This window comes from uncultured Boseongicola sp. (genome assembly GCF_937988555.1).
Classification (GTDB): domain Bacteria; phylum Pseudomonadota; class Alphaproteobacteria; order Rhodobacterales; family Rhodobacteraceae; genus Boseongicola.
The window spans coordinates 64,812-84,457 of record NZ_CALJXO010000200.1 but is presented as its reverse complement, the minus strand read 5'-3'; the positions used below and the strand labels follow the sequence as shown (position 1 = coordinate 84,457).

Below are 19,646 nucleotides of genomic sequence, written 5' to 3'. Positions count from 1 at the left end.
CCCTTGACTGTGCGGGGTCTTGCCAACTGCGGCGGCGGTGATGCGGGGGGCAATTAAGACGCGGCGTGATTTTGTTGTCGCGCGAGCGGACGGGTTGTGGCCTCTGCTGGAGCGGTTGACTGTTTCCATCCACCGGCGCCGGTGGGTGATCATTGTTGGTGGGGGATGTTGTCCACACACCCTGACCGTCGGCGAGAGAAAATTGCGTTGATCCTTGGTGCCGATGCGATGGTGCGGATGTCCGAGGATATTGGATTTTAGAAGTTTTACAGTGGTGTGCGGGACGACAATGCGCGCTCGACGGCCTTGTGCGCAGAGCATGCGGTGGTGCGCACTGATTATATGGCACTTGTCGGGATTGATCCGACTGTTGTGTCCGCAGGACGAATGAGCCAGTTGCGCTGCCTTGCGGCCCGGCAGGCAGCGTGCTTTTGTACCTTAGAGCATATCCGTGGCGTGAGAGGGCTTAATGGAACCGGACGAACGTGAAGCATCGCCGATCCCGGAGATTGGGCAGGTGACTTTTGCAGAGCTTTGGTCCTCGCTGAAGGCGGGACTTTGGGATTTCCGGCGGGCTCCGGGGTATGGATTGGCGTTTAGCGCGTTTTACGTTTTAGTGGGCGTCGGGCTTGTCTGGATTGGGGCGGGGACATTCCTGTGGACGCTGGCTTTTGCTTTGGGTTTCCCTTTGGTCGCGCCATTTGCTGCTGTCGGGCTTTACGAGGTGAGCCGCCGTATTGAAGCAGGCGAGCCGCTGGAACAATCGGAAATCGTGGGTGTGGTCTGGCGCGAACGCACGCGCCAGTTGCCCTGGATCGGGGTTATTCTGACGCTGATTTTCCTGTTTTGGAGCTTTTTCGCCCATATGACGTTCGCGATGTTCTTTGGGTTGTCGGCGCTGACGAATGTGAGCAGTTCTTATGAGATTTATTTCACCTCCAATGGCATCGCGATGATGGTCATGCAGGCTTTGGTGGGGGCTGGCGTGGCGTTCTTTGTCTACGGGATTGCGGTGATGTCCTTGCCGTTATTGGTGGACAAGGAAGTCGATTTTGTGACCGCGATGCTGATTAGCCTTAAGACAGTTGCCAGAAACAAGGCGGTGCTTGGCGCCTGGGCGGTGCTGATAGCGGTACTATTATTTGTGGCGATGTTGCCCGCGTTTTTGGGGTTGTTTGTGGCGTTGCCGGTCTTGGGTCATGCAACATGGCATCTGTATCGGCGGGCGCTATATCACCCGGTGTGATGGTGCATAGCGCACGAAAAAGGCCCGCACGATTAAAGCGCGGGCCTTTTGTTTGCCTGTAGAATCAGGAGATTAGCTTTTGGTGTCAGGCGAAGACGCAGAGGGCGTCGGAGCCGTTGCAGGCTTCGTCGACATGCCGGCCTTAGCACCGGCTAGCGGGTCTTCTTGACGCTGAACCGATCCCTCAAAATGAGCGCCGGATTCAATCGCGATGGTTTTGTGGATGATGTCGCCTTCGACACGTGCAGTAGAGGTCAGGCGCACCTTCAATCCGCGCACTTTCCCGACAACACGGCCGTTGACCACAACGTCATCCGCAATGCATTCGCCGTTTACCGTGGCGCCTTCGCCGACGGTTAAAAGGTGAGCGCGAATATCTCCTTCAACTTTACCTTCGATCTGGATGTCACCGGTGGTCTTAATGTCACCGGTGATGTTCAGATCAGCCGAAAGGACCGACGCAGGGGGCTTCGCCTTGGGGGTCGATGAGGTGAAGTCTGTTCCGGATTTTGGTTGATTCATATCGGAGGCCTTTTTCTCAGTATCCGCCGGCGCGTCCGTTTTGGGGCCCGGCTCGTTTATTTTGCTTTTAGAAAACATCTCTTGCTGCCTTGATGTATTTCAACGGGTTGGTGGCTTTACCGCCGACGCGCACTTCATAATGAAGATGGGTGCCCGTCGACCGTCCGGTATTTCCCATATCACCGATACGCTCGCCGCGCGAGACCCTTTGGCCAACTTGTACGCGGATTTTTGACAAATGGGCGTAGCGGGTCTCGAATCCGAAGTCGTGGCGGATTTTGATCAGATTGCCATATCCGCCCTGACGACCAGCATGCACGATCGTTCCATCCGCGGTTGCGTGTATTGGTGTGCCGCGCGATCCGGCCCAGTCGTGGCCTTCGTGCGTGCGGCCCCAACGCGGGCCAAAGCCGCTGGTGCTACGATAGCTGCCGCGCACAGGAAAGCCGAAAGGAAGCTTCTCGGCGGCGATGCGATAAAGGTTCAATTCGTCCAGGCGCCCAAGAACTTCGTTTGCGCGCGAGGTTATTGGATCAATCTCGGCGTCGCCTGACGTGGAGACGCGGATAGGCGTTAGCGGTCCGCCCTGGCCTGAATAGGTGCGACGAACTTGTTCGAGAATACTGTCGGTGGGCAGTCCGACGGCTGAGAACATATTGTCGATCGGGGTCAGCGATGTTTCAACGGCGTCTTCGATCTGGCTGAAGATGCGCTCATTGCGCTCGTCTCCGAGGCGCGCGTCCAGCGCGACGCGGTCAAGCGCGCTTTCGGCTTCTGCGACGTACAATTGCATTTCGTCACGCTCGACTGCGATATCGCCAAGAGCGACGGACAGAAAATCAAGCGTGGTCTCAAGATCGCTCATCCGGGTCACTTCCGGGCTTGCAGCCTCAGTTTCAGCGATACGTGCGATCAGCGTTTCGTTTTTGGAACGTTCGAAGTCTCTTTCGTTCATCGCGTCGCGTAACGTGGTTTGAATGACGTCGATGCCGGTGGCGAATTCCTTAGCGCGTTCTTCCGACCTTAAAAGCCGCGACTGCATCGCTGAAACCTCGGCAAGAGCGACGGCAAACCGTGCCTGCGCATCGGAGGCTTCGGTTGCGCGCGTGTCGCGTTCAGAGGCAAGAGTGTTCAGCCGGCCCTCGTAAACAGCCTGATCGCGCAGTGCCTGTTCGCGCAGGTCGCCAGCGCCAAGACTTTGCATCAAGAGAATGGCCGAGGAAATAATCGTCCAACCCACCAAAAGGGCCGAGCCTGTCAGGCCTACGAATTGGGTCGTAGGCGAAAGGCGAATGAAGCGGGTTTCTGTATCCGAACGCAGGAAAAGCCTTTGTTCGGGGAATGCGCGTTCGAGAGACGCATGAATTTTTTTCGCGAAGCTTTGGATCACTCTGCCTGTCCCGTCATCGTTGTCCCAATGCGGCATCATTCCCCCGAAGACTGCCAACTCCATGGTGTTAACGGCTGTGGAAAACTCTGGCAACCACGCTGACCCGTGTGGGCCTAAGAGGTCGTTTTAATTGATGAATTCGGCAGAATATCGCCGACTTTCAGGCTTCGTTGGTTAACGGCCAGTAAAAATCGGGAGGGATGCCAGCCTCGGCACGCTTTTCTTCGTTGAACGGTGGCTTAAGGGTTGAGTGGAAATAGCGCCGGACAAGGGCATGAAATTCGGGTTTGGGATCAAGGCCGTCTCGCCCGCATAGGAAGTGAAACCACTTCGAGCCGTAAGCCACATGCGCGACCTCTTCGCTATAGATCGTTTCAAGGGCGGCCACTGCGTCGTCTGCTTGGGCTTTGCGGAAAACCTCGATCATGCCGGGCGTCACATCAAGCCCGCGCGCCTCCAGCACCATGGGGACGACCGCAAGGCGTCCCATAAGATCGCCGGCGGTGTCCTCTGCTGCGCGCCACATGCCCGCGTGTGCCGGGAGTGCGCCGTAATGGCTGCCAAGTGCTTCAAGACAGTCAGACATTAGATTGAAATGTTTAGATTCTTCGTCTGCGGCTTTGACCCAATCGTCATAGAATCCGGGCGGCATGGAGACGTCCGTGAACCGTGCGATAAGATCCCAGTGCAAATCAACGGCGTTGAGTTCGATGTGCGCCACGGCGTGAAGAAGGGCAATCCGACCGTCAGGGGAGCCGGGTTTGCGTCGCGGTACATCGCGCGGCGACACCAGTTCGGGTCGTTCAGGGCGCGCGGGAAAGGCAGGGGGAGCTGCGTGCCCCACAGCGATATCGTCGCCCGCGCCACGCGCAGCAACCCATCGGGCTGCATTTGCGCGGCTGATCGCTGTTTTTTCGCGGCCATTGGCGGTGGTTAGGACCTCGACCGCCATTTCTGCAAGCGTTGCCATGCTGAATAGTCCCTTAAGGCCTGTCGCCCTTTGGCTATCCGCGAAGACAGTCAAGGGCGAGGGAGTTTAGCTTTCTTGTGCGGCCGCCAGAACGGTGTCGACATGTCCAGGGACTTTTACTTTGCGCCATTCACGCACCACCGTTCCCGCTCCGTCAATCAGATAGGTCGCGCGCTCGACCCCCATGTATTTCTTGCCGTACATCTGCTTTTCGACCCAGGTGCCATAGGTTTCGCAGACGTCACCATCGGCGTCCGAGGCAAGGATCACATCAAGGTCGTGCTTGGCAATGAATTTGTCATGCTTTGCGGCGGAGTCTTTGGAAATGCCGACCACAACGGCGCCGGCAGCTTTGAACGCGGCCTTTGCTTCGGTGAAGCCAATCGCTTCTTTGGTGCATCCGCTGGTGTCGTCCTTCGGATAAAAATACAGAACAACTTTTGAGGGGCGTAACGCAGACAGGGTAACGTCTCCGCCACCATTGCGTGGGAGCGTGAAATCAGGGGCGGTTTTTCCTTCAAGCGACATGGGGCAGTCCTTTTTCAGAAGTTTCACAAGATGCGTCACGAATGCCTGTTGGGTTTTAGCGCGGATCGGCAGAGAATACAGAGCGCGAGGCAGGAAAAAGATAGAAAAGACGTCTATGACCAGGGAACCAAAGTCGGAAGTTAAGTCTCAGCCCGAGGCAGACACCCCCAAGCCTGGGCGTCGCACTCGGACGCGGGCGGAGCGCCGTGTTGCGCGCGCCAAGCGGCATGGGCGGCTTGGCAGGGGGCTTATCTCGACGGTTGTTCTGGCAAGTTTTGTCTTGTTTCTGGGTGGGCTGATTTTGTCGGATCGCGCGGTACCTTTGCCGGATAGCATACGGGACCGGATTGCAGTATCGGTGTCGGAACGGCTGCCTGACGGAGCGGTAAAAATCGGCGCCGTGGCCGTCACTTTGGGGCGCGATCTGGCGCCAAGGGTGCGGCTGTCGAATGTGTCGATCGGCGATACGGGCGGGGGCGGTGTTGCGGTTTTGAACGGTGTGTCGGCGCGGTTGTCGCCAAGCGGGCTTTTGCGCGGACGATTTGCGGCAGAGCATGTGGTGCTGAACGGGGCGCAGGTCACGTTGCGGCGCGCAGCTGATGGAACCTTTGCTTTTGGTTCTGCAGGTGGCGTGCCGCGGGAAACGCAAAGCCTTCCGGATATTTTGAGCGCGCTTGATGCGGCTTTGACCGAAGGCCCGCTTGCGTCCATTCAGGATGTGTCTGCCGAGCGCGTGGTGTTCGCGCTTGAGGATGCGCGGACCGGGCGCATATGGCAGGCCACGAATGCGTCGTTGCAACTGCGGCGTTCGACCAGCGGGCTGACACTGTCGGTGTCGTCGGATGTCTTCAACGGGACGGATGACGTTGCTGAAGTGCAGTTGTCATTTTCCTTCGATGACGCCACGCGCGATATCGCGTTGGGAATGCGGTTGGTCGATGTGGCTGCGGCCGACATTGCGGTGCAGTCGCCGGCCCTGTCATGGCTTGGCGTGCTGGATGCGCCGATATCGGGCGCGGTACGGGCTGAATATGACGGGGGGGAAGGGCTGGCGCGGCTGTCGGGCACTCTGGACATCGCTGACGGGGCATTGAGCCCTGCGGGGGGGGCGGACCCAATCGGATTTGATGTCGCGCGTGCGTATTTCGAGTTTGATCCTGCCCTTCAACGTATTGATTTTACCGAAGTTGCGGTGAAATCCGAAACGTTTGAGGCAACGGCCACGGGGCATACCTACCTGACAGAAGTCACCGATGGCTGGCCGGACGCATTTATAGGGCAGTTTCTCATTTCAGAATTTGCCTTGGACCGGGCGGACGTTTTCGAAGCGCCGGTGGCGGTGCAGGACGTTAGGGCGGATTTACGGCTTCGGCTTGATCCGTTCACTGTCGAATTGGCGCAGATTGCGCTTTCTAACGACGATGCACCGATCCGTGGGCGTGGGGTCGTCTCGGCGGGGGCTGACGGGTGGTCGCTTTCGCTGGATGCCGCCACGCAGCGTATCGCGACCACAACAGTAATGGAGTTTTGGCCGCTAATCGAGGCTCCGGTGACGCGCGGATGGCTGAATTCCAACGTCAAAGCGGGGCTACTTGAGGACGTCAATGTCGCCCTGCGAAAGTCCCCCGGCGAGAAGCTTGATATGGGGCTGACCTTCGATTTTACACAAGGTGAGGTGCAGTTTCTGCGCGATATGCCCCGGATCATGGGGGCGACGGGCCGGGGCGTCATCCACGATGATGTCTTTAATTTGCTGATGACCGGTGGCGGAGTGATGGCTGGGACTGGCGATTTCGTTGATATCGCGGGCTCGACGTTTCGGGTGCCGGACACCGAACAAAGACCTGCAATGGGCGAGTTTGAGATACGCGCGCGCGGAACTATTCCGGCGCTGCTTTCGGTAACGAATAATCGACCTTTGCGCCTTATGGAAAGGGCTGAGCGCGGGATTGATCTGGCGCAAGGTATTGGTGAAGTGACGGCGCGGGTCACGCTTCCTTTGAAGGATGGAATTGACGCCGAGGACGTCACCTATCAGGTAACGGGGCAGCTCAGTGACGTCCGTTCGGAAGTTATCGTGCCAGGGCGCGTGCTGACGTCGCGCGGGATGGCGCTTTCGGCTTCTGTTGAGGAAGTGCGGATTGCCGGTCCGGCTGACCTTGACGGCGTTTCGCTGACCGCAGATTGGCGTCAGCCGCTGGGCGATGGTGCGCGTGCCGAAGGAAGCCGTATTACCGGGCGCGTCACGCTTGGACCGGATGCCATTCAGGCGTTTGGTTTGCCACTGCCCGGCGATCTGATCAGCGGCTCTACCCGTGCGGACTATGTGCTTGAGGTAAAACCAGATGTGGCACCGCTGTTATCGGTGGCATCTGACCTTAAAGGTTTAGGGATGCGAATCGCGGCGCTAAACTGGTCGAAGGAGCCGGGCAGTCCGGCAGGGTTGGAGTTGGTAGCGCGGCTTGGCGACGTTCCCGATGTGCAAAGCCTAGAGATTTCGGCGCCCGGTCTGGCGTTGGACGGGCGATTGTCTTTGACGGCGGACGGTGGGCTTGAGGCTGCGGTTTTTGATCAAGTGCGGGTTGGGGGATGGCTTGATGCGCGCGCGCGGATAACGCCACGAGGTGCGGGGCTGTCGCCTGCGATTTCAATTGAGGGCGGGACGCTTGATTTCCGCAAGTTCCCGCGCGCTGCCGTGTCAGAAAGCGGCGGGGACCGTACGCCGATTTCCGTATCCCTTGACAGCTTCGTTTTGTCCGACAGCATCACGTTCGCGCCTTTGACCGGTGAGGTTGATGCAGGGCAAGCCGGGCTTTCGGGCACGTTCGAAGCCCGGCTCAATGGCCAGACCACGGTGCGAGGCACGCTGGCGCCTGCCAATGGGGGGACGGCAATCCGGCTTCAGGCCAGTGATGCGGGCGGCGTCGTGCGGTCGACCGGGCTGACGAAAAACGCCATGGGCGGCACGCTTGATCTTGTGCTGACACCGGACACAACGGCTGCGCCCGGCACACTGCGTGGCGAGTTTCTGATCGAAGACATCCGTATTCAGAATGCACCGGTGATGGCTGCTTTGTTGGACACCATCAGCCTTGTGGGCTTGATAGATCAGCTTTCGGGGCAGGGTATTCGCTTTGCCACTGTGGACGGCCGTTTCAGGTTGACACCGGACGCGCTTGTTTTGGAAGAGGCGGCGGCGATTGGCGTGTCGCTTGGCATCTCGGCAGCAGGACTTTATGACCTCGATGCCAAGGAGATTGATTTGCAGGGCGTGGTGTCGCCGCTGTATTTTCTGAATGCGGTCGGATCGGTCGTTAGTCGTCGCGGTGAAGGTCTGTTTGGCTTCAATTACCGCGTGAGCGGCCCTGCAAATGCGCCAACCGTCGGGGTTAATCCATTGTCGATCCTGACGCCGGGTCTGTTTCGCGAAATTTTCCGCCGCCCGCCGCCAACGAATTGAGTACCATGAAACTTTCTGATTTTGATTTTGATCTTCCCGAGGGGTTGATTGCAACGCGCCCGGCGCGCCCGCGGTCGTCGTCACGTCTCTTGGTGGCGGGCCCGGTGGCGATCGACGAGGCGCAGGCACTTGATTTGCCGTCGTTTCTACGGCCTGGCGACCGGTTAATCGTGAACGACACAAAAGTGATCCCGGCGCGGCTTTCGGGCATGCGGGTGCGTGACGGCGAGGCGGGCGTGACGCAAGCACGGATTGAGGCGACGCTTCTGGATCCTCTTGCTGATGGGAACTGGATGGCCCTGCTGAAGCCTTTGCGGAAAGTCCGCGATGGCGAGGTGATCCGGTTTTCCGACATTTTGACAGCGGAAGTGATGGGGCGTGCCGAGGGGACAGCGGCGCTGCGTTTCAACCTTACCGGCGATGATTTTGATGCCGCTTTGAATGCGGCGGGTGCGATGCCTTTGCCGCCTTATATCGAGGCGCTGCGCAAGTCCGATGCGCAGGACAAAGAGGACTACCAGACGATCTGGGCGCGCGCGACAGGGGCGGTTGCTGCCCCGACCGCCTCGCTGCATTTTGATGACGCCTTAATGGCGGCGTTGACGGCGCACGGGGTCGAGATCACTTACATCACGCTGCATGTGGGGGCGGGCACGTTCTTGCCGGTGAAAGTCGACGACATCAGTGACCACAAGATGCATGCCGAGCGAGGCACGGTGACCGCGCAAGCTGCCGAAGCTATGAACGCAACACGCGCTGGCGGTGGGCGGATTATTCCGGTCGGCACAACGGCGCTGCGACTGATCGAAACCGCCGCGGCGCCGGACGGGACAATCTCGGCGTGGGAGGGGGCGACGGATATTTTCATCACGCCCGGATTCCGTTTCAAGATTACGGATGCTTTGATGACCAATTTTCATCTGCCAAAATCAACACTGATGATGCTTGTTTCGGCGTTCATGGGGTCTGAACGTATTCGCGAGATTTATACTCATGCGATTTTGCGTGAATTCCGCTTCTTTTCCTATGGTGATGCGTCACTTTTGCTGCCAAAGGGCTGAAAGCGACCGGGGTCAAGTCGTAGGCAAGCGTGTCCGCTATCAACGCGGGCGCTAAGGCGGTTGAAAGGGCAACGGAGACTAACCATGCTCAAGGTTCTCGGCAGTACATGGGCACTTCTTCTCGGAATTCTTCTTTTGATGGTCGGAAACGGTCTTCAGGGCTCCCTTATTGGTATTCGAGGGTCGATTGAGAATTTCTCGACGATAGAGCTGTCAGTCATAACCTCTGCGTACTTTGCGGGCTTCCTGATCGGATCACGGATGGCGCCCGAGATGATCCGTCGCGTGGGGCACGTCCGCGTTTTTGCCGCTTTGGCCTCGTTTATTTCTGCCGTTTTGATCCTTTACCCGACAATCACAGACCCCTGGGCCTGGATCGCATTGCGCGTGGTCTTTGGGTTCTCGTTTTCGGGCGTGTATGTGACAGCGGAAAGCTGGCTGAACAATTCGGCGACCAACGAGACGCGCGGTCAGTCTTTGTCACTATATGTCATGGCGCAGATGCTTGGGATTGTGGCCAGTCAGGCGCTGTTGAACGTGGCGGACCCGGCCGGGTTTATCCTGTTCGTGATCCCGTCGGTTCTTGTTTCTTTATCGTTCGCGCCGATCCTTTTGTCTGCTGCCAAATCACCAACTTTTGAAACAACAAAACCGATGACGCTGAGGCAGATCTATGAGTTCTCACCGCTTGGCTGCGTTGGCATGTTTTTGCTGGGCGCGATTTTTGCAGCCCAATTTGGCATGGCGTCAGTTTACGGCACGCGAGCAGGGTTTAGTGTTGCCGAGATCTCGATTTTCGTCTCGGCAATCTTTATCGGCGGCATGGTGTTTCAGTACCCGTTTGGCTGGCTATCGGATCGGATGGATCGGCGCGTGATGATTCTCGCGGCCGCACTGGGCGGCGGGTCGGCGGGCATATTGGGGCTGGTCTTTGGAAGCAGTTTTGAAGTCGTGCTGTTTGCAGCCTTCATTATGGGTGGGATGTCCAACCCGCTTTATGCCCTGCTGATCGCCTATACGAACGACTATCTTCAGGTGGAGGATATGGCCGCCGCAGCCGGTGGTCTGATTTTCATTAATGGCCTGGGCGCTATCATGGGCCCAATGATCACGGGTTGGATGCTGACCAGGTTTGGACCTGGCGGGTTCTGGGTCTACCTCAGCTTTTTCATGTTTGCGATGGCGGCGTTTGTGGCCTGGCGGATGACACAACGCGCGTCGGTCTACAGCGAGGAAGCCGAAGGCTATGATGCGGTAAGCTACGCGCCGATGATGCCGACAGGAACCATGGTAGCGGCTGAAGCGGCACAGGATTACTATGCTGAAAATGTCGAAAATGACGACGAAGAAGAACCAAATGAGGACGACCCCCTTGATCGATCATGATCTTTCGTTAACGATTCGATTACGGGGAAGTGAAACTTGGTGGAGTGAAGTGTGGCATTATGACGAACCCTGAGGACATTCTGGCCTTTTGGCTGGACGAACAAGGCCCGGAAGGCTGGTATGCTGGTGGGTCCGAGCTTGATCAAGAAATGCGAGACCGTTTCGAATGTGTGTACAATCGTGCTTGCGAGGGCGCATTGTCCTTGTGGCTTACACATGCGACCGGGACTTTGGCGTATATTATCCTTCTGGATCAATTTTCGCGGAACATGTTTCGCGACACGCCAAAGGCATTCGCTTCAGACGGTCTGGCGAGAGCAGCAGCAAAAGCGTCTATTTCGCGCGGATGGGACCTGAAGATTGACGAACCCGCGCGGCAGTTCTTTTATATGCCTCTGGTTCATGCCGAGTGCCTGAGCGATCAGGACCGCGCCGTGCGTCTTATCATGACGCGGATGCCAGAGACCGGCGGCATAAACCTTCTTCATGCCAAAGCACACCGCGAAGTTGTCCGCAAGTTCGGCCGTTTCCCCAACCGGAACGCGGCTTTGTCGCGTCTTACGCCGGAAGCCGAAGCGGTCTTCCTTGAGCAGGGCGGCTATGGGGCGACGGTTGAGGCAATGAAAGCGGCAGAGGCGGCCTGAACACTATTTTGGTTGCCTAGAGCATTGCGCCCAACGGGTAGCGGGGCTTCCCCCGAAGCATCGTCGTTAGGGTGACAAGGCATTCCGAATGTGGCAAATAGTTTAACGTAGAACAATATCGCCGCAGGAGGAAACCAATGGCTGCTAAAACTTTTGACGTGGTGGTGATCGGGGCAGGTCCCGGTGGATATGTCGCCGCGATCCGTGCCAGCCAACTGGGCCTGAAGGTGGCGATCGTTGAACGCGAGCACATGGGCGGGATTTGCCTGAACTGGGGCTGCATCCCAACCAAAGCGATGCTTCGGTCGTCCGAAGTTTTTCACCTGATGCATCGTGCCAAAGAATTCGGCCTGAAGGTCGAAGGGATTGAGTACGATCTGGATGCTGTGGTGAAGCGCTCACGCGGTGTGGCCAAGCAGTTGAACGGTGGCGTCGTGCATCTGATGAAGAAAAACAAGGTCGAGGTCTTTATGGGTGCGGCAACCCTGCCTTCCAAAGGCAAGGTTTCGGTCAAGACGGACAAAGGCGTCGAAGAGTTGCAGTCGAAAAGCATCATCCTTGCGACCGGCGCGCGTGCGCGCGAATTGCCTGGACTTGAGGCGGACGGTGATCTTGTCTGGACGTACAAGCATGCTTTGCAGCCACCACGGATGCCCAAAAAGCTTCTGGTCATCGGGTCGGGTGCCATCGGAATTGAATTCGCGAGTTTTTACAACACGCTTGGGGCGGACACAACTGTGGTTGAAGTCATGGATCGCGTTCTGCCGGTGGAAGATGCCGAAATATCCGCATTTGCGAAGAAGTCGTTCTTGAAGCAGGGCATGAAAATCATGGAGAAATCCATGGTCAAGCAGCTTGATCGCGACAAGGGCAAGGTCACAGCGCATATCGAAGCGAATGGCAAAATTGAGAAGATGGACTTTGACGCCGTGATTTCTGCGGTGGGCATCGTCGGCAATGTCGAAGGGCTCGGGCTGGAGGAACTGGGCGTCAAAATTGATCGCACCCATGTTGTGACAGATGAATTCTGTCGAACAGGCGTTGACGGGCTTTACGCGATTGGCGACATCGCGGGCGCGCCTTGGCTGGCGCACAAGGCGAGCCACGAAGGTACGATGGTTGCAGAGTTGATCGCGGGCAAAAACAAAGTCCATCCGGTTAAGCCAGAATCGATTGCAGGGTGTACTTATTGTCATCCGCAGGTGGCCTCGGTTGGGTACACCGAAGCGAAAGCGAAAGAGCTTGGGTATAAAATCAAAGTTGGTCGTTTCCCTTTCATCGGCAATGGCAAGGCGATCGCTTTGGGCGAAACCGAGGGCATGGTTAAGACTGTGTTTGACGAGAAAACCGGAGAGCTTCTTGGTGCACATATGATCGGCGCGGAAGTGACCGAATTGATCCAAGGTTATGTTGTGGGGCGTCAGTTGGAGACGACTGAAGAAGATTTGATGAATACAGTCTTCCCGCATCCAACATTGTCAGAGATGATGCATGAAAGTGTGCTTGATGCTTATGATCGCGTCATTCACATTTGATCGCCACGACACGTAACGCGTTGATATGCCGGCTCCTACTTGGGGCCGGCATTTTGCTTTATCTTGGCGCGTTTGCGATCACGATCATTGGGTCGCAAGGGTTGTTCAACGTTGCTCCTGACGGGATGGCAGTGGTTTGGCCATTATTTCTTGGTTTGCCGTGGAGCATTTACCTGTCGGTTCTGACGACCTTTGGGGGGCAGTTTTAATCGGTCAGATCGGAGCAGCACTGGTCCTACTTTTGGATCTAAATATCTTGTGGCGTTTGTGTCGGAGGCCGCGGGATAACGCTTGACGCTTCGGGCGAGTCTGCGACAAGCGTCTCCATGCGAACAGACTGGCGCTTGATCGGACTTCTCTTTCTTACGGGGCTGTTTGCCGCCGCGCAGTTCGCAAAAATTTCTTTGACATTGGTTGATTTGGGACGCATCTACCCGGGCGCGGCTTTGCCGTTTGCGGTGTCGGCGCTTTCCGTTGCGGGCATCCTTTTTGGTGTCGCTGCGGGCATGATCGTTGCACAATTTGGGGCGCGTCGCGTTTTGTTGGTCGCACTTGCAAGTGCATCGGTGATTTCGCTCTCTCAATCAGTTTTACCGTCTTTTCAAATATTTATGGGTTTGCGAATTGTCGAAGGGTTCAGCCATCTGGCCATTGTCGTCGCAGCTCCGACGTTGATGGCAGCGGTTTCGACGCCTCGTGATGTATCCGTGGCCATGGGGCTTTGGGGGACGTTCTTTGGCGTAGGCTTTGCAGGCGCCGCGGCCGTGATCCCGCTTTTAGCGGGCCCATCACAGTCATATATCGTACACGGAGCGTTCGGGCTGGTATTGATGGGTGCCCTTTGGCCGTTGTCACCGCGCGGTCTGGCGCGGGGCGTTTGGGAGGGAAACGTTCTGGCGCGCCACGTCGCGATTTACGGATCGCCAAGGATGGTTGCGCCCGCGCTTGGGTTCTTATGGCACACAATTATGTTCCTAGGATTGCTCACATTTTTACCTAAAGTTTTGGGGGCATGGACGGGGCCGGTCCTACCTTTGGTCGCGTTGATTGGCACCTTTGGAGCAGGATGGCTGGCACGTTGGTATGCACCGAAGTCGATCCTTCTGATGGGGTTTTCGCTGACATCTGTCGGGTTCTTAATGGTATTGATCGCCCCCGAACCTGCGCGGATTTGGATCGTCATGGCGCTTTTCGTGATCGTTGGTCTTGTTCCCGGGGCGTCGTTTGCCAACGTTCCGGCGCTGAATAAGGACCCGGCGGATCAAGCGCGCGCAAACGGCGCGATTGCCCAACTTGGCAACATCGGAACGGCCGCCTCTACGCCTCTTTTTGCCGCCGTATTGATGTTTGGATTTAATGGACTTGCGGTGGCGGCAATTGTCATTTCGGCCGTTGGATGCGGGTTGGTTTGGCTTATCCACAGAAAGATCGAGAAATCCGCGTGACGGACGGCTGATGTTCTTGTATTGTTCCGTTTACGCCATTGAGATTTGCGGACGGGCCGCTATCTCTCTGTTCAATGGCGAGAGGTGACGTGATGGCCGACTTGAAGAACATCGAAGTGCGCGGTGCGCGCGAGCACAATCTGAAAAATATCGATGTGGATATCCCACGCGATAAGCTTGTGGTGATCACAGGGCTATCGGGATCGGGAAAGTCTTCATTGGCTTTCGATACGATCTACGCTGAAGGGCAGCGCCGGTATGTCGAAAGCCTTTCGGCTTATGCGCGACAGTTCCTCGATATGATGCAAAAGCCCGACGTTGATCATATCTCAGGGCTTTCTCCGGCCATTTCGATTGAACAGAAGACGACATCGAAGAATCCCCGTTCCACGGTCGGTACCGTCACGGAGATCTATGACTATATGCGCCTTTTATTTGCGCGTGCGGGTACTCCTTTTTCGCCTGCAACCGGTTTGCCGATTGAGGCACAGCAGGTTCAGGACATGGTCGACCGCGTTATGACGATGGAGGAAGGGACGCGGGCGTTTTTGCTGGCCCCCATCGTACGCGATCGCAAGGGGGAGTATCGCAAAGAATTCTTAGAACTTCGTAAACACGGCTTTCAACGCGTAAAAGTTGACGGACAATTCTACGAACTGGACGAACCACCGACGCTTGATAAGAAGTTCCGCCACGATATTGATGTGGTTGTTGACCGTCTTGTTGTGCGCGAGGGGTTGGAAACACGGCTGGCCGATTCGTTCCGCACAGCACTTGATCTGGCAGATGGTATCGCAATTCTAGAGACGGCCGTCGGCGATGAAGAAGAGCCCGAGCGGTTTACCTTTTCTGAAAACTTTGCCTGCCCGGTCAGTGGCTTCACAATCCCCGAGATCGAACCGCGACTGTTTTCGTTCAATGCGCCATTTGGGGCCTGTCAATCATGTGACGGCCTTGGTGTAGAGCTGTTTTTCGACGAACGGCTAGTGGTCCCTGACCAGAATCTAAAAATCTATGATGGGGCGCTTGCGCCTTGGCGCAAAGGAAAGTCTCCGTACTTTTTGCAGACAATTGAATCAATTGCGAAGCATTTCGAATTCGACAAGAACACCAAATGGAAAGATTTGCCTGAGAAAGTGCAGCAGGTTTTCCTGTATGGCTCGGGCAAGGAGGAGATAAAGTTCCGTTACGACGAAGGCGGGCGGGTGTATCAGGTGTTGCGGCCGTTTGAAGGCGTCATTCCGAATATGGAAAGACGCTACCGAGAGACTGATTCGAATTGGATTCGTGAGGAGTTTGAGCGCTTTCAGAACAATCGCTCGTGCGGAGCCTGCGGTGGCTTTCGACTGCGCCCCGAGGCTTTGGCGGTCAAGATCGGCGGACTGCATGTGGGTGAGATCGTGCGGATGTCGATCCGCGAGGCGCTCGCCTGGATAGAGGCCGCGCCGGAAACGATGAGCGCGCAGAAAAACGAGATTGCGCGTGCGATTTTGAAGGAGATCAGGGAACGGCTTGGGTTCCTCAACAACGTCGGCTTGGAGTATCTGACATTGGCGCGAAATGCCGGGACTCTGTCGGGTGGCGAAAGTCAGCGGATACGCCTTGCCAGTCAGATCGGGTCGGGATTAACCGGCGTACTTTATGTGCTCGACGAGCCCTCGATTGGTCTGCATCAGCGAGACAACGACCGGTTGCTTTTGACGCTGAAAAACTTGCGTGACCAAGGCAATACAGTGATCGTAGTTGAGCATGATGAGGAAGCGATCCGCGAGGCGGATTACGTTTTTGATATCGGTCCGGGCGCCGGAGTGCATGGCGGTGAGGTGGTTGCGCACGGTACGCCCGCGAAGATCATCGCCAATAAGAAGAGTGTGACTGGCGACTACTTGTCAGGACGGCGGAAAATTCCAGTGCCAAATGAGCGGCGCAAAGGAAACAATAAAACGCTGAAAGTAGTGAAGGCGACCGGCAACAATCTTAAGGACATTACCGCGGAATTCCCGCTTGGAAAGTTCGTTTGTGTGACAGGGGTTTCGGGAGGCGGAAAGTCAACTTTGACGATTGAGACTTTGTTCAAGACGGCGTCGATGCGGCTGAATGGCGCGCGACAGACGCCGGCACCTTGCGAGACGATTAAGGGCTTGGAACATCTCGATAAAGTCATCGATATTGACCAGCGCCCCATTGGGCGCACACCGCGCTCGAACCCCGCGACATATACTGGTGCGTTCACACCAATTCGCGACTGGTTTGCTGGACTGCCGGAATCGAAGACGCGTGGATACAAGCCTGGGCGGTTCTCGTTCAACGTGAAGGGCGGACGCTGTGAGGCCTGTCAGGGCGACGGGGTGATCAAGATCGAGATGCACTTCTTGCCGGATGTGTATGTAACCTGTGAAACCTGCAAGGGCGCGAGGTACAATCGCGAGACCTTGGAAATCCGGTTTAAGGGCAAGTCGATTGCCGATGTTTTGGACATGACGGTTGAAGACGCGCAAACCTTTTTCAGGGCGGTGCCATCGATTCGAGAGAAAATGGACGCGCTTATGCGAGTTGGGCTTGGGTATATCAAGGTTGGACAGCAGGCAACGACCCTGTCGGGTGGTGAAGCGCAGAGGGTGAAGCTATCAAAGGAGCTGTCGAAGCGCTCGACCGGCCGAACGCTTTATATTTTGGATGAGCCGACGACGGGTCTGCATTTTGAAGACGTGCGTAAGCTCCTGGAAGTGCTTCATGAATTGGTGGATCAGGGAAATTCCGTCGTGGTGATTGAGCACAATCTGGATGTGATCAAGACGGCGGATTGGATCATTGATATTGGGCCGGAAGGCGGCGATGGCGGCGGTGAGATTGTCGCTGTTGGCACGCCTGAGACGGTAGCATTGGAAGCGCGATCGCATACCGGGCACTATCTGGCGGGGATGTTGGGTGTCGCGCGCGTGGCTGCGGAGTGATGGCGCGACGCATTGCGGCGTGTTTGGAAGTTCTCGCAGATTGACGGGAGGAAATTGACTAATGGGCTGGATTGCTTAGCCTAGAATTAGGTCCGCGATGCGGATGAGATCTATTACTTCTTTTGTATGGCGGTCGACTTTTATTAGACTTCCGCCAATCCGGACGTAGTCGGACGACGAACTGCGGGGCAGGCGATAGCGATCATCGCCACGGCGCAATACGGTTCCGTTATTCGTGTCGACGACAACGTATTCGCGGCCTTCGAAGATGACGCGGTCTCCTTCGCGCAGCACGATGTAGTCTGCGTCCTCAATCCGGTCGCCGATGTCGTAGCCGCGATCTTCGGCTGTGACGCCTTTTTTGGCGAGACCAGGTGGCACACAGGCGGGTGCTTTCTTTGCGAGGCCGGGTGGGCAGTTCTTCGCGCCTTTTCCGGCGGCAATCAGATCAGTTGGTGCTGCGAGAAGGGCCAGTGCGGTCAGGGCAAGGATGGCGATGTGCTTCATTGTGCGTCTCCGGGCTTTCCAAATAGCTATCAAGTGGTTTGGGCGGAAATATGGCAGAGGGTCAGGCGTCGAGTTCGAGCCAAACCGGTACGTGATCTGATGGTTTTTCACGGCCCCGGACGGCGTTTTCAATCCAGCATTCTTTAAGCAGATCAGCGGCTTGTGGCGTCAGGAGGTGGTGGTCGATGCGAATGCCATCGTTGCGGTTCCACGCGCCTGCCTGATAGTCCCAAAAGGAGTAGTGACCTGGGCCTTGGGTGCGCGTACGAAAGGCCTCGGTGAAGCCGAGATTGAGGATTTCACGGTAGGCCGCACGGGTTTCGGGGCGGGCCAGGGCGTCGGTTTGCCAGACTTGCGGGTTGGCGGCGTCTTCATCTTGCGGAATGACGTTGTAGTCGCCACACATAACGCCAGGTTCTTCTGTGTTTAGAAGGGCTTGCGCGCGGGTCTTCAGGCGCTTCATCCAGGCGAGTTTGTAGTCATATTTCGGGCCAGGATTTGGATTGCCGTTGGGTAGGTAGAGACCACAGACGCGAACTGGTTTCTTGTCGCCAACGACAGTTGCTTCGATCCAGCGGGCTTGTTCGTCTGTGTCGTCGCCAGGTAGGCCCCTTTGGACGTCTTCTAGGGGCAAGCGAGATAGAATTGCCACGCCATTGAATGATTTTTGCCCATGTGTTTCAACAGTATAGCCCATGTCTTCGAAATATTCGCAAGGGAAGTTCTCGTCGATGGATTTAATTTCCTGCAGGAAAACGACGTCTGGTTTCTGGTCGTTCAACCAGTCCGTCAAAGCGCTGATGCGGGCCTTGATGCCGTTGATATTGAAGGTCGCTATGCGCATGGAATGTCCCCCGGTTGAGTAGGTTTTGGGCCATGTTCGAGGGGCGTTCAAGGGACTATCGGTAATCCTTCGGTACAACGTCGGTGCGGGCGTTCGGGCGGTTTGATGTCTCTTAAGACATTCTGGACCTCCGGTGGAGGCATTTTTTAAAGGGTGAAGCTTTGAGGGAGTGGCGCGCCGGGCTCTGAGGGAAAACAAAGAGGTCCGGCGCGCCTGAGGGAAAAGGTTCAAGCTTTGGTTTCGCAAGGGCGGTGGTTCAGGCCGTTGATCCCAATTGAGAAACAATATGCATTATTACTGGCCATTAATCACGGCAAGAATGGGGCAGGTTTGAGGTGATTTCAGGTGCAGGCCCCGCCGACAGGTGAAGAACGGGCGGGCGGGGCTTGGCTGGAGTTCGAAAAGTTGAGGCTTATGCCCTGGGCGAGGCTTCAGCTTCTGCGGTCGCATCCGCGGGAAATGCCTCGATCCTGAGGCCGGGGATGAACATGCCTTCGATGTCGGCGGCTTTTCTGAGCCAAGCGTGATCGGCCACAAGCGCGACTTTGCCAATTTCAGAAATGCTTGCGAAGAGACGTGGCAGGTAGCCAAGCTCTACGGCGATGGCTTGCAGCGCCGGGAATTCAACTTGCCGATTTTGTAGAGGAAGTCGCTTTTGTCGGCAGCTTCAACAAGGGCGAGGGAGACCATCCTTCATTTCGATCTCGCCGACTTTGCGGCTGATATTGAGGCGAACAAAGCCGCCTGCGTGATGAGTTATCTTAAACATGGGCCTTTCTTTCTATCAGAAGTCAGGCTCCGGGAGTGGGCTTCACATCGAAAAGCTGACGCCACAGCCACAACTGGACGAGGCATTTGGGTTTTCGATGGTGAAGCGGGCGCCGATCAGTTCTTCGGAGAAATCAATCACAGCATTGGAGAGAAACGGCAGGGACACTTCGTCGACCACGACTTTTTGGCCGACGCCTTCGAGGATGAGGTCCCCGTCGGCGGGCTCGTCTAGGTCGATGTTGTATTGAAAGCCCGAGCAGCCGCCACCTTCGACGGCAATGCGCAAGGCTTTGGGAGCTTTGTCGTTGTTATTAATCTCGGCGAGGCGCTCAAAGGCACGGGGCGTCACGCGGGGCGGAATATTGAGGTCCATAGGTTTGTCT

The 19,646-nt window shown here is 56.6% G+C and carries 17 protein-coding genes; 9 read left to right on the top strand and 8 right to left on the bottom strand.

Annotated elements, in window-relative coordinates; translation table 11 throughout:
- Positions 1–469: 469 nt before the first annotated feature.
- Positions 470–1,246 carry a DUF2189 domain-containing protein gene (locus tag Q1B15_RS11745; RefSeq protein ID WP_299753922.1) on the top strand — a complete coding sequence of 259 codons (777 nt, stop codon included), beginning with the start codon at positions 470–472 and terminating at the stop codon, positions 1,244–1,246.
- Between the two features lie 72 nt (positions 1,247–1,318).
- Here Q1B15_RS11745 and Q1B15_RS11740 read toward each other — a convergent pair whose 3' ends face one another.
- The 4 genes from Q1B15_RS11740 to Q1B15_RS11725 form a co-directional block, all read right to left on the bottom strand.
- Positions 1,319–1,846, bottom strand: a complete 528-nt coding sequence (locus tag Q1B15_RS11740; protein WP_299753921.1) for a polymer-forming cytoskeletal protein — start codon at positions 1,844–1,846, stop codon at positions 1,319–1,321.
- On the bottom strand, positions 1,836–3,251 hold the full coding sequence (locus Q1B15_RS11735; protein ID WP_299753920.1) for a M23 family metallopeptidase: 1,416 nt from the start codon (positions 3,249–3,251) through the stop codon (positions 1,836–1,838). Before Q1B15_RS11735 ends, Q1B15_RS11740 begins: the two co-directional genes overlap by 11 nt.
- Positions 3,252–3,318: 67 nt before the next feature.
- Entirely contained in the window at positions 3,319–4,128 is an 810-nt protein-coding gene (locus tag Q1B15_RS11730; protein WP_299753919.1) for a ferritin-like domain-containing protein, read from the bottom strand.
- A gap of 66 nt (positions 4,129–4,194) precedes the next feature.
- Positions 4,195–4,656, bottom strand: coding sequence for a peroxiredoxin (locus Q1B15_RS11725; RefSeq protein WP_299753918.1), 462 nt, complete (start codon positions 4,654–4,656; stop codon positions 4,195–4,197).
- 115 nt (positions 4,657–4,771) lie between these two features.
- Between Q1B15_RS11725 and Q1B15_RS11720 the strand changes: the two genes are divergently transcribed.
- The 8 genes from Q1B15_RS11720 (at position 4,772) to uvrA (ending at position 17,141) form a co-directional block, all read left to right on the top strand.
- Positions 4,772–8,116, top strand: a complete 3,345-nt coding sequence (locus tag Q1B15_RS11720; protein WP_299753917.1) for an AsmA-like C-terminal region-containing protein — start codon at positions 4,772–4,774, stop codon at positions 8,114–8,116.
- A 5-nt stretch (positions 8,117–8,121) separates the two neighbouring features.
- Entirely contained in the window at positions 8,122–9,177 is a 1,056-nt protein-coding gene (queA, locus tag Q1B15_RS11715; RefSeq protein ID WP_299753916.1) for a tRNA preQ1(34) S-adenosylmethionine ribosyltransferase-isomerase QueA, read from the top strand.
- An 84-nt stretch (positions 9,178–9,261) separates the two neighbouring features.
- Positions 9,262–10,563, top strand: a complete 1,302-nt coding sequence (locus tag Q1B15_RS11710) for an MFS transporter (protein WP_299753915.1) — start codon at positions 9,262–9,264, stop codon at positions 10,561–10,563.
- 59 nt (positions 10,564–10,622) lie between these two features.
- Positions 10,623–11,207, top strand: a complete 585-nt coding sequence (locus tag Q1B15_RS11705) for a DUF924 family protein (protein WP_299753914.1) — start codon at positions 10,623–10,625, stop codon at positions 11,205–11,207.
- Positions 11,208–11,344: 137 nt separating this feature from the next.
- Positions 11,345–12,742 carry a dihydrolipoyl dehydrogenase gene (gene lpdA, locus Q1B15_RS11700; protein ID WP_299753913.1) on the top strand — a complete coding sequence of 466 codons (1,398 nt, stop codon included), beginning with the start codon at positions 11,345–11,347 and terminating at the stop codon, positions 12,740–12,742.
- A gap of 53 nt (positions 12,743–12,795) precedes the next feature.
- A complete protein-coding gene (locus tag Q1B15_RS11695; protein WP_299753912.1) occupies positions 12,796–12,951 on the top strand; it encodes a hypothetical protein in 156 nt (51 codons plus the stop codon).
- 117 nt (positions 12,952–13,068) lie between these two features.
- Positions 13,069–14,187 (top strand): MFS transporter, encoded by a 1,119-nt coding sequence (locus tag Q1B15_RS11690; RefSeq protein WP_299753911.1) that lies wholly within the window; start codon positions 13,069–13,071, stop codon positions 14,185–14,187.
- 92 nt (positions 14,188–14,279) lie between these two features.
- Positions 14,280–17,141: an excinuclease ABC subunit UvrA gene (gene uvrA, locus Q1B15_RS11685; RefSeq protein WP_299753910.1), complete on the top strand. Its 2,862-nt coding sequence runs from the start codon at positions 14,280–14,282 to the stop codon at positions 17,139–17,141.
- 75 nt (positions 17,142–17,216) lie between these two features.
- On the opposite strand, the gene Q1B15_RS11680 is transcribed toward uvrA, so the two are convergent.
- From Q1B15_RS11680 to Q1B15_RS11665, 4 genes are all read right to left on the bottom strand, one after another.
- Complete coding sequence (locus Q1B15_RS11680; protein WP_299753909.1) at positions 17,217–17,648, bottom strand: hypothetical protein; 432 nt, start codon at positions 17,646–17,648, stop codon at positions 17,217–17,219.
- Between the two features lie 61 nt (positions 17,649–17,709).
- Entirely contained in the window at positions 17,710–18,492 is a 783-nt protein-coding gene (xth, locus tag Q1B15_RS11675; protein WP_299753908.1) for an exodeoxyribonuclease III, read from the bottom strand.
- A 412-nt stretch (positions 18,493–18,904) separates the two neighbouring features.
- Positions 18,905–19,054, bottom strand: coding sequence for an STAS/SEC14 domain-containing protein (locus tag Q1B15_RS11670; RefSeq protein ID WP_366141717.1), 150 nt, complete (start codon positions 19,052–19,054; stop codon positions 18,905–18,907).
- A gap of 249 nt (positions 19,055–19,303) precedes the next feature.
- On the bottom strand, positions 19,304–19,636 hold the full coding sequence (locus Q1B15_RS11665) for an iron-sulfur cluster assembly accessory protein (RefSeq protein ID WP_299753906.1): 333 nt from the start codon (positions 19,634–19,636) through the stop codon (positions 19,304–19,306).
- Between the last annotated feature and the right edge of the window lie 10 nt (positions 19,637–19,646).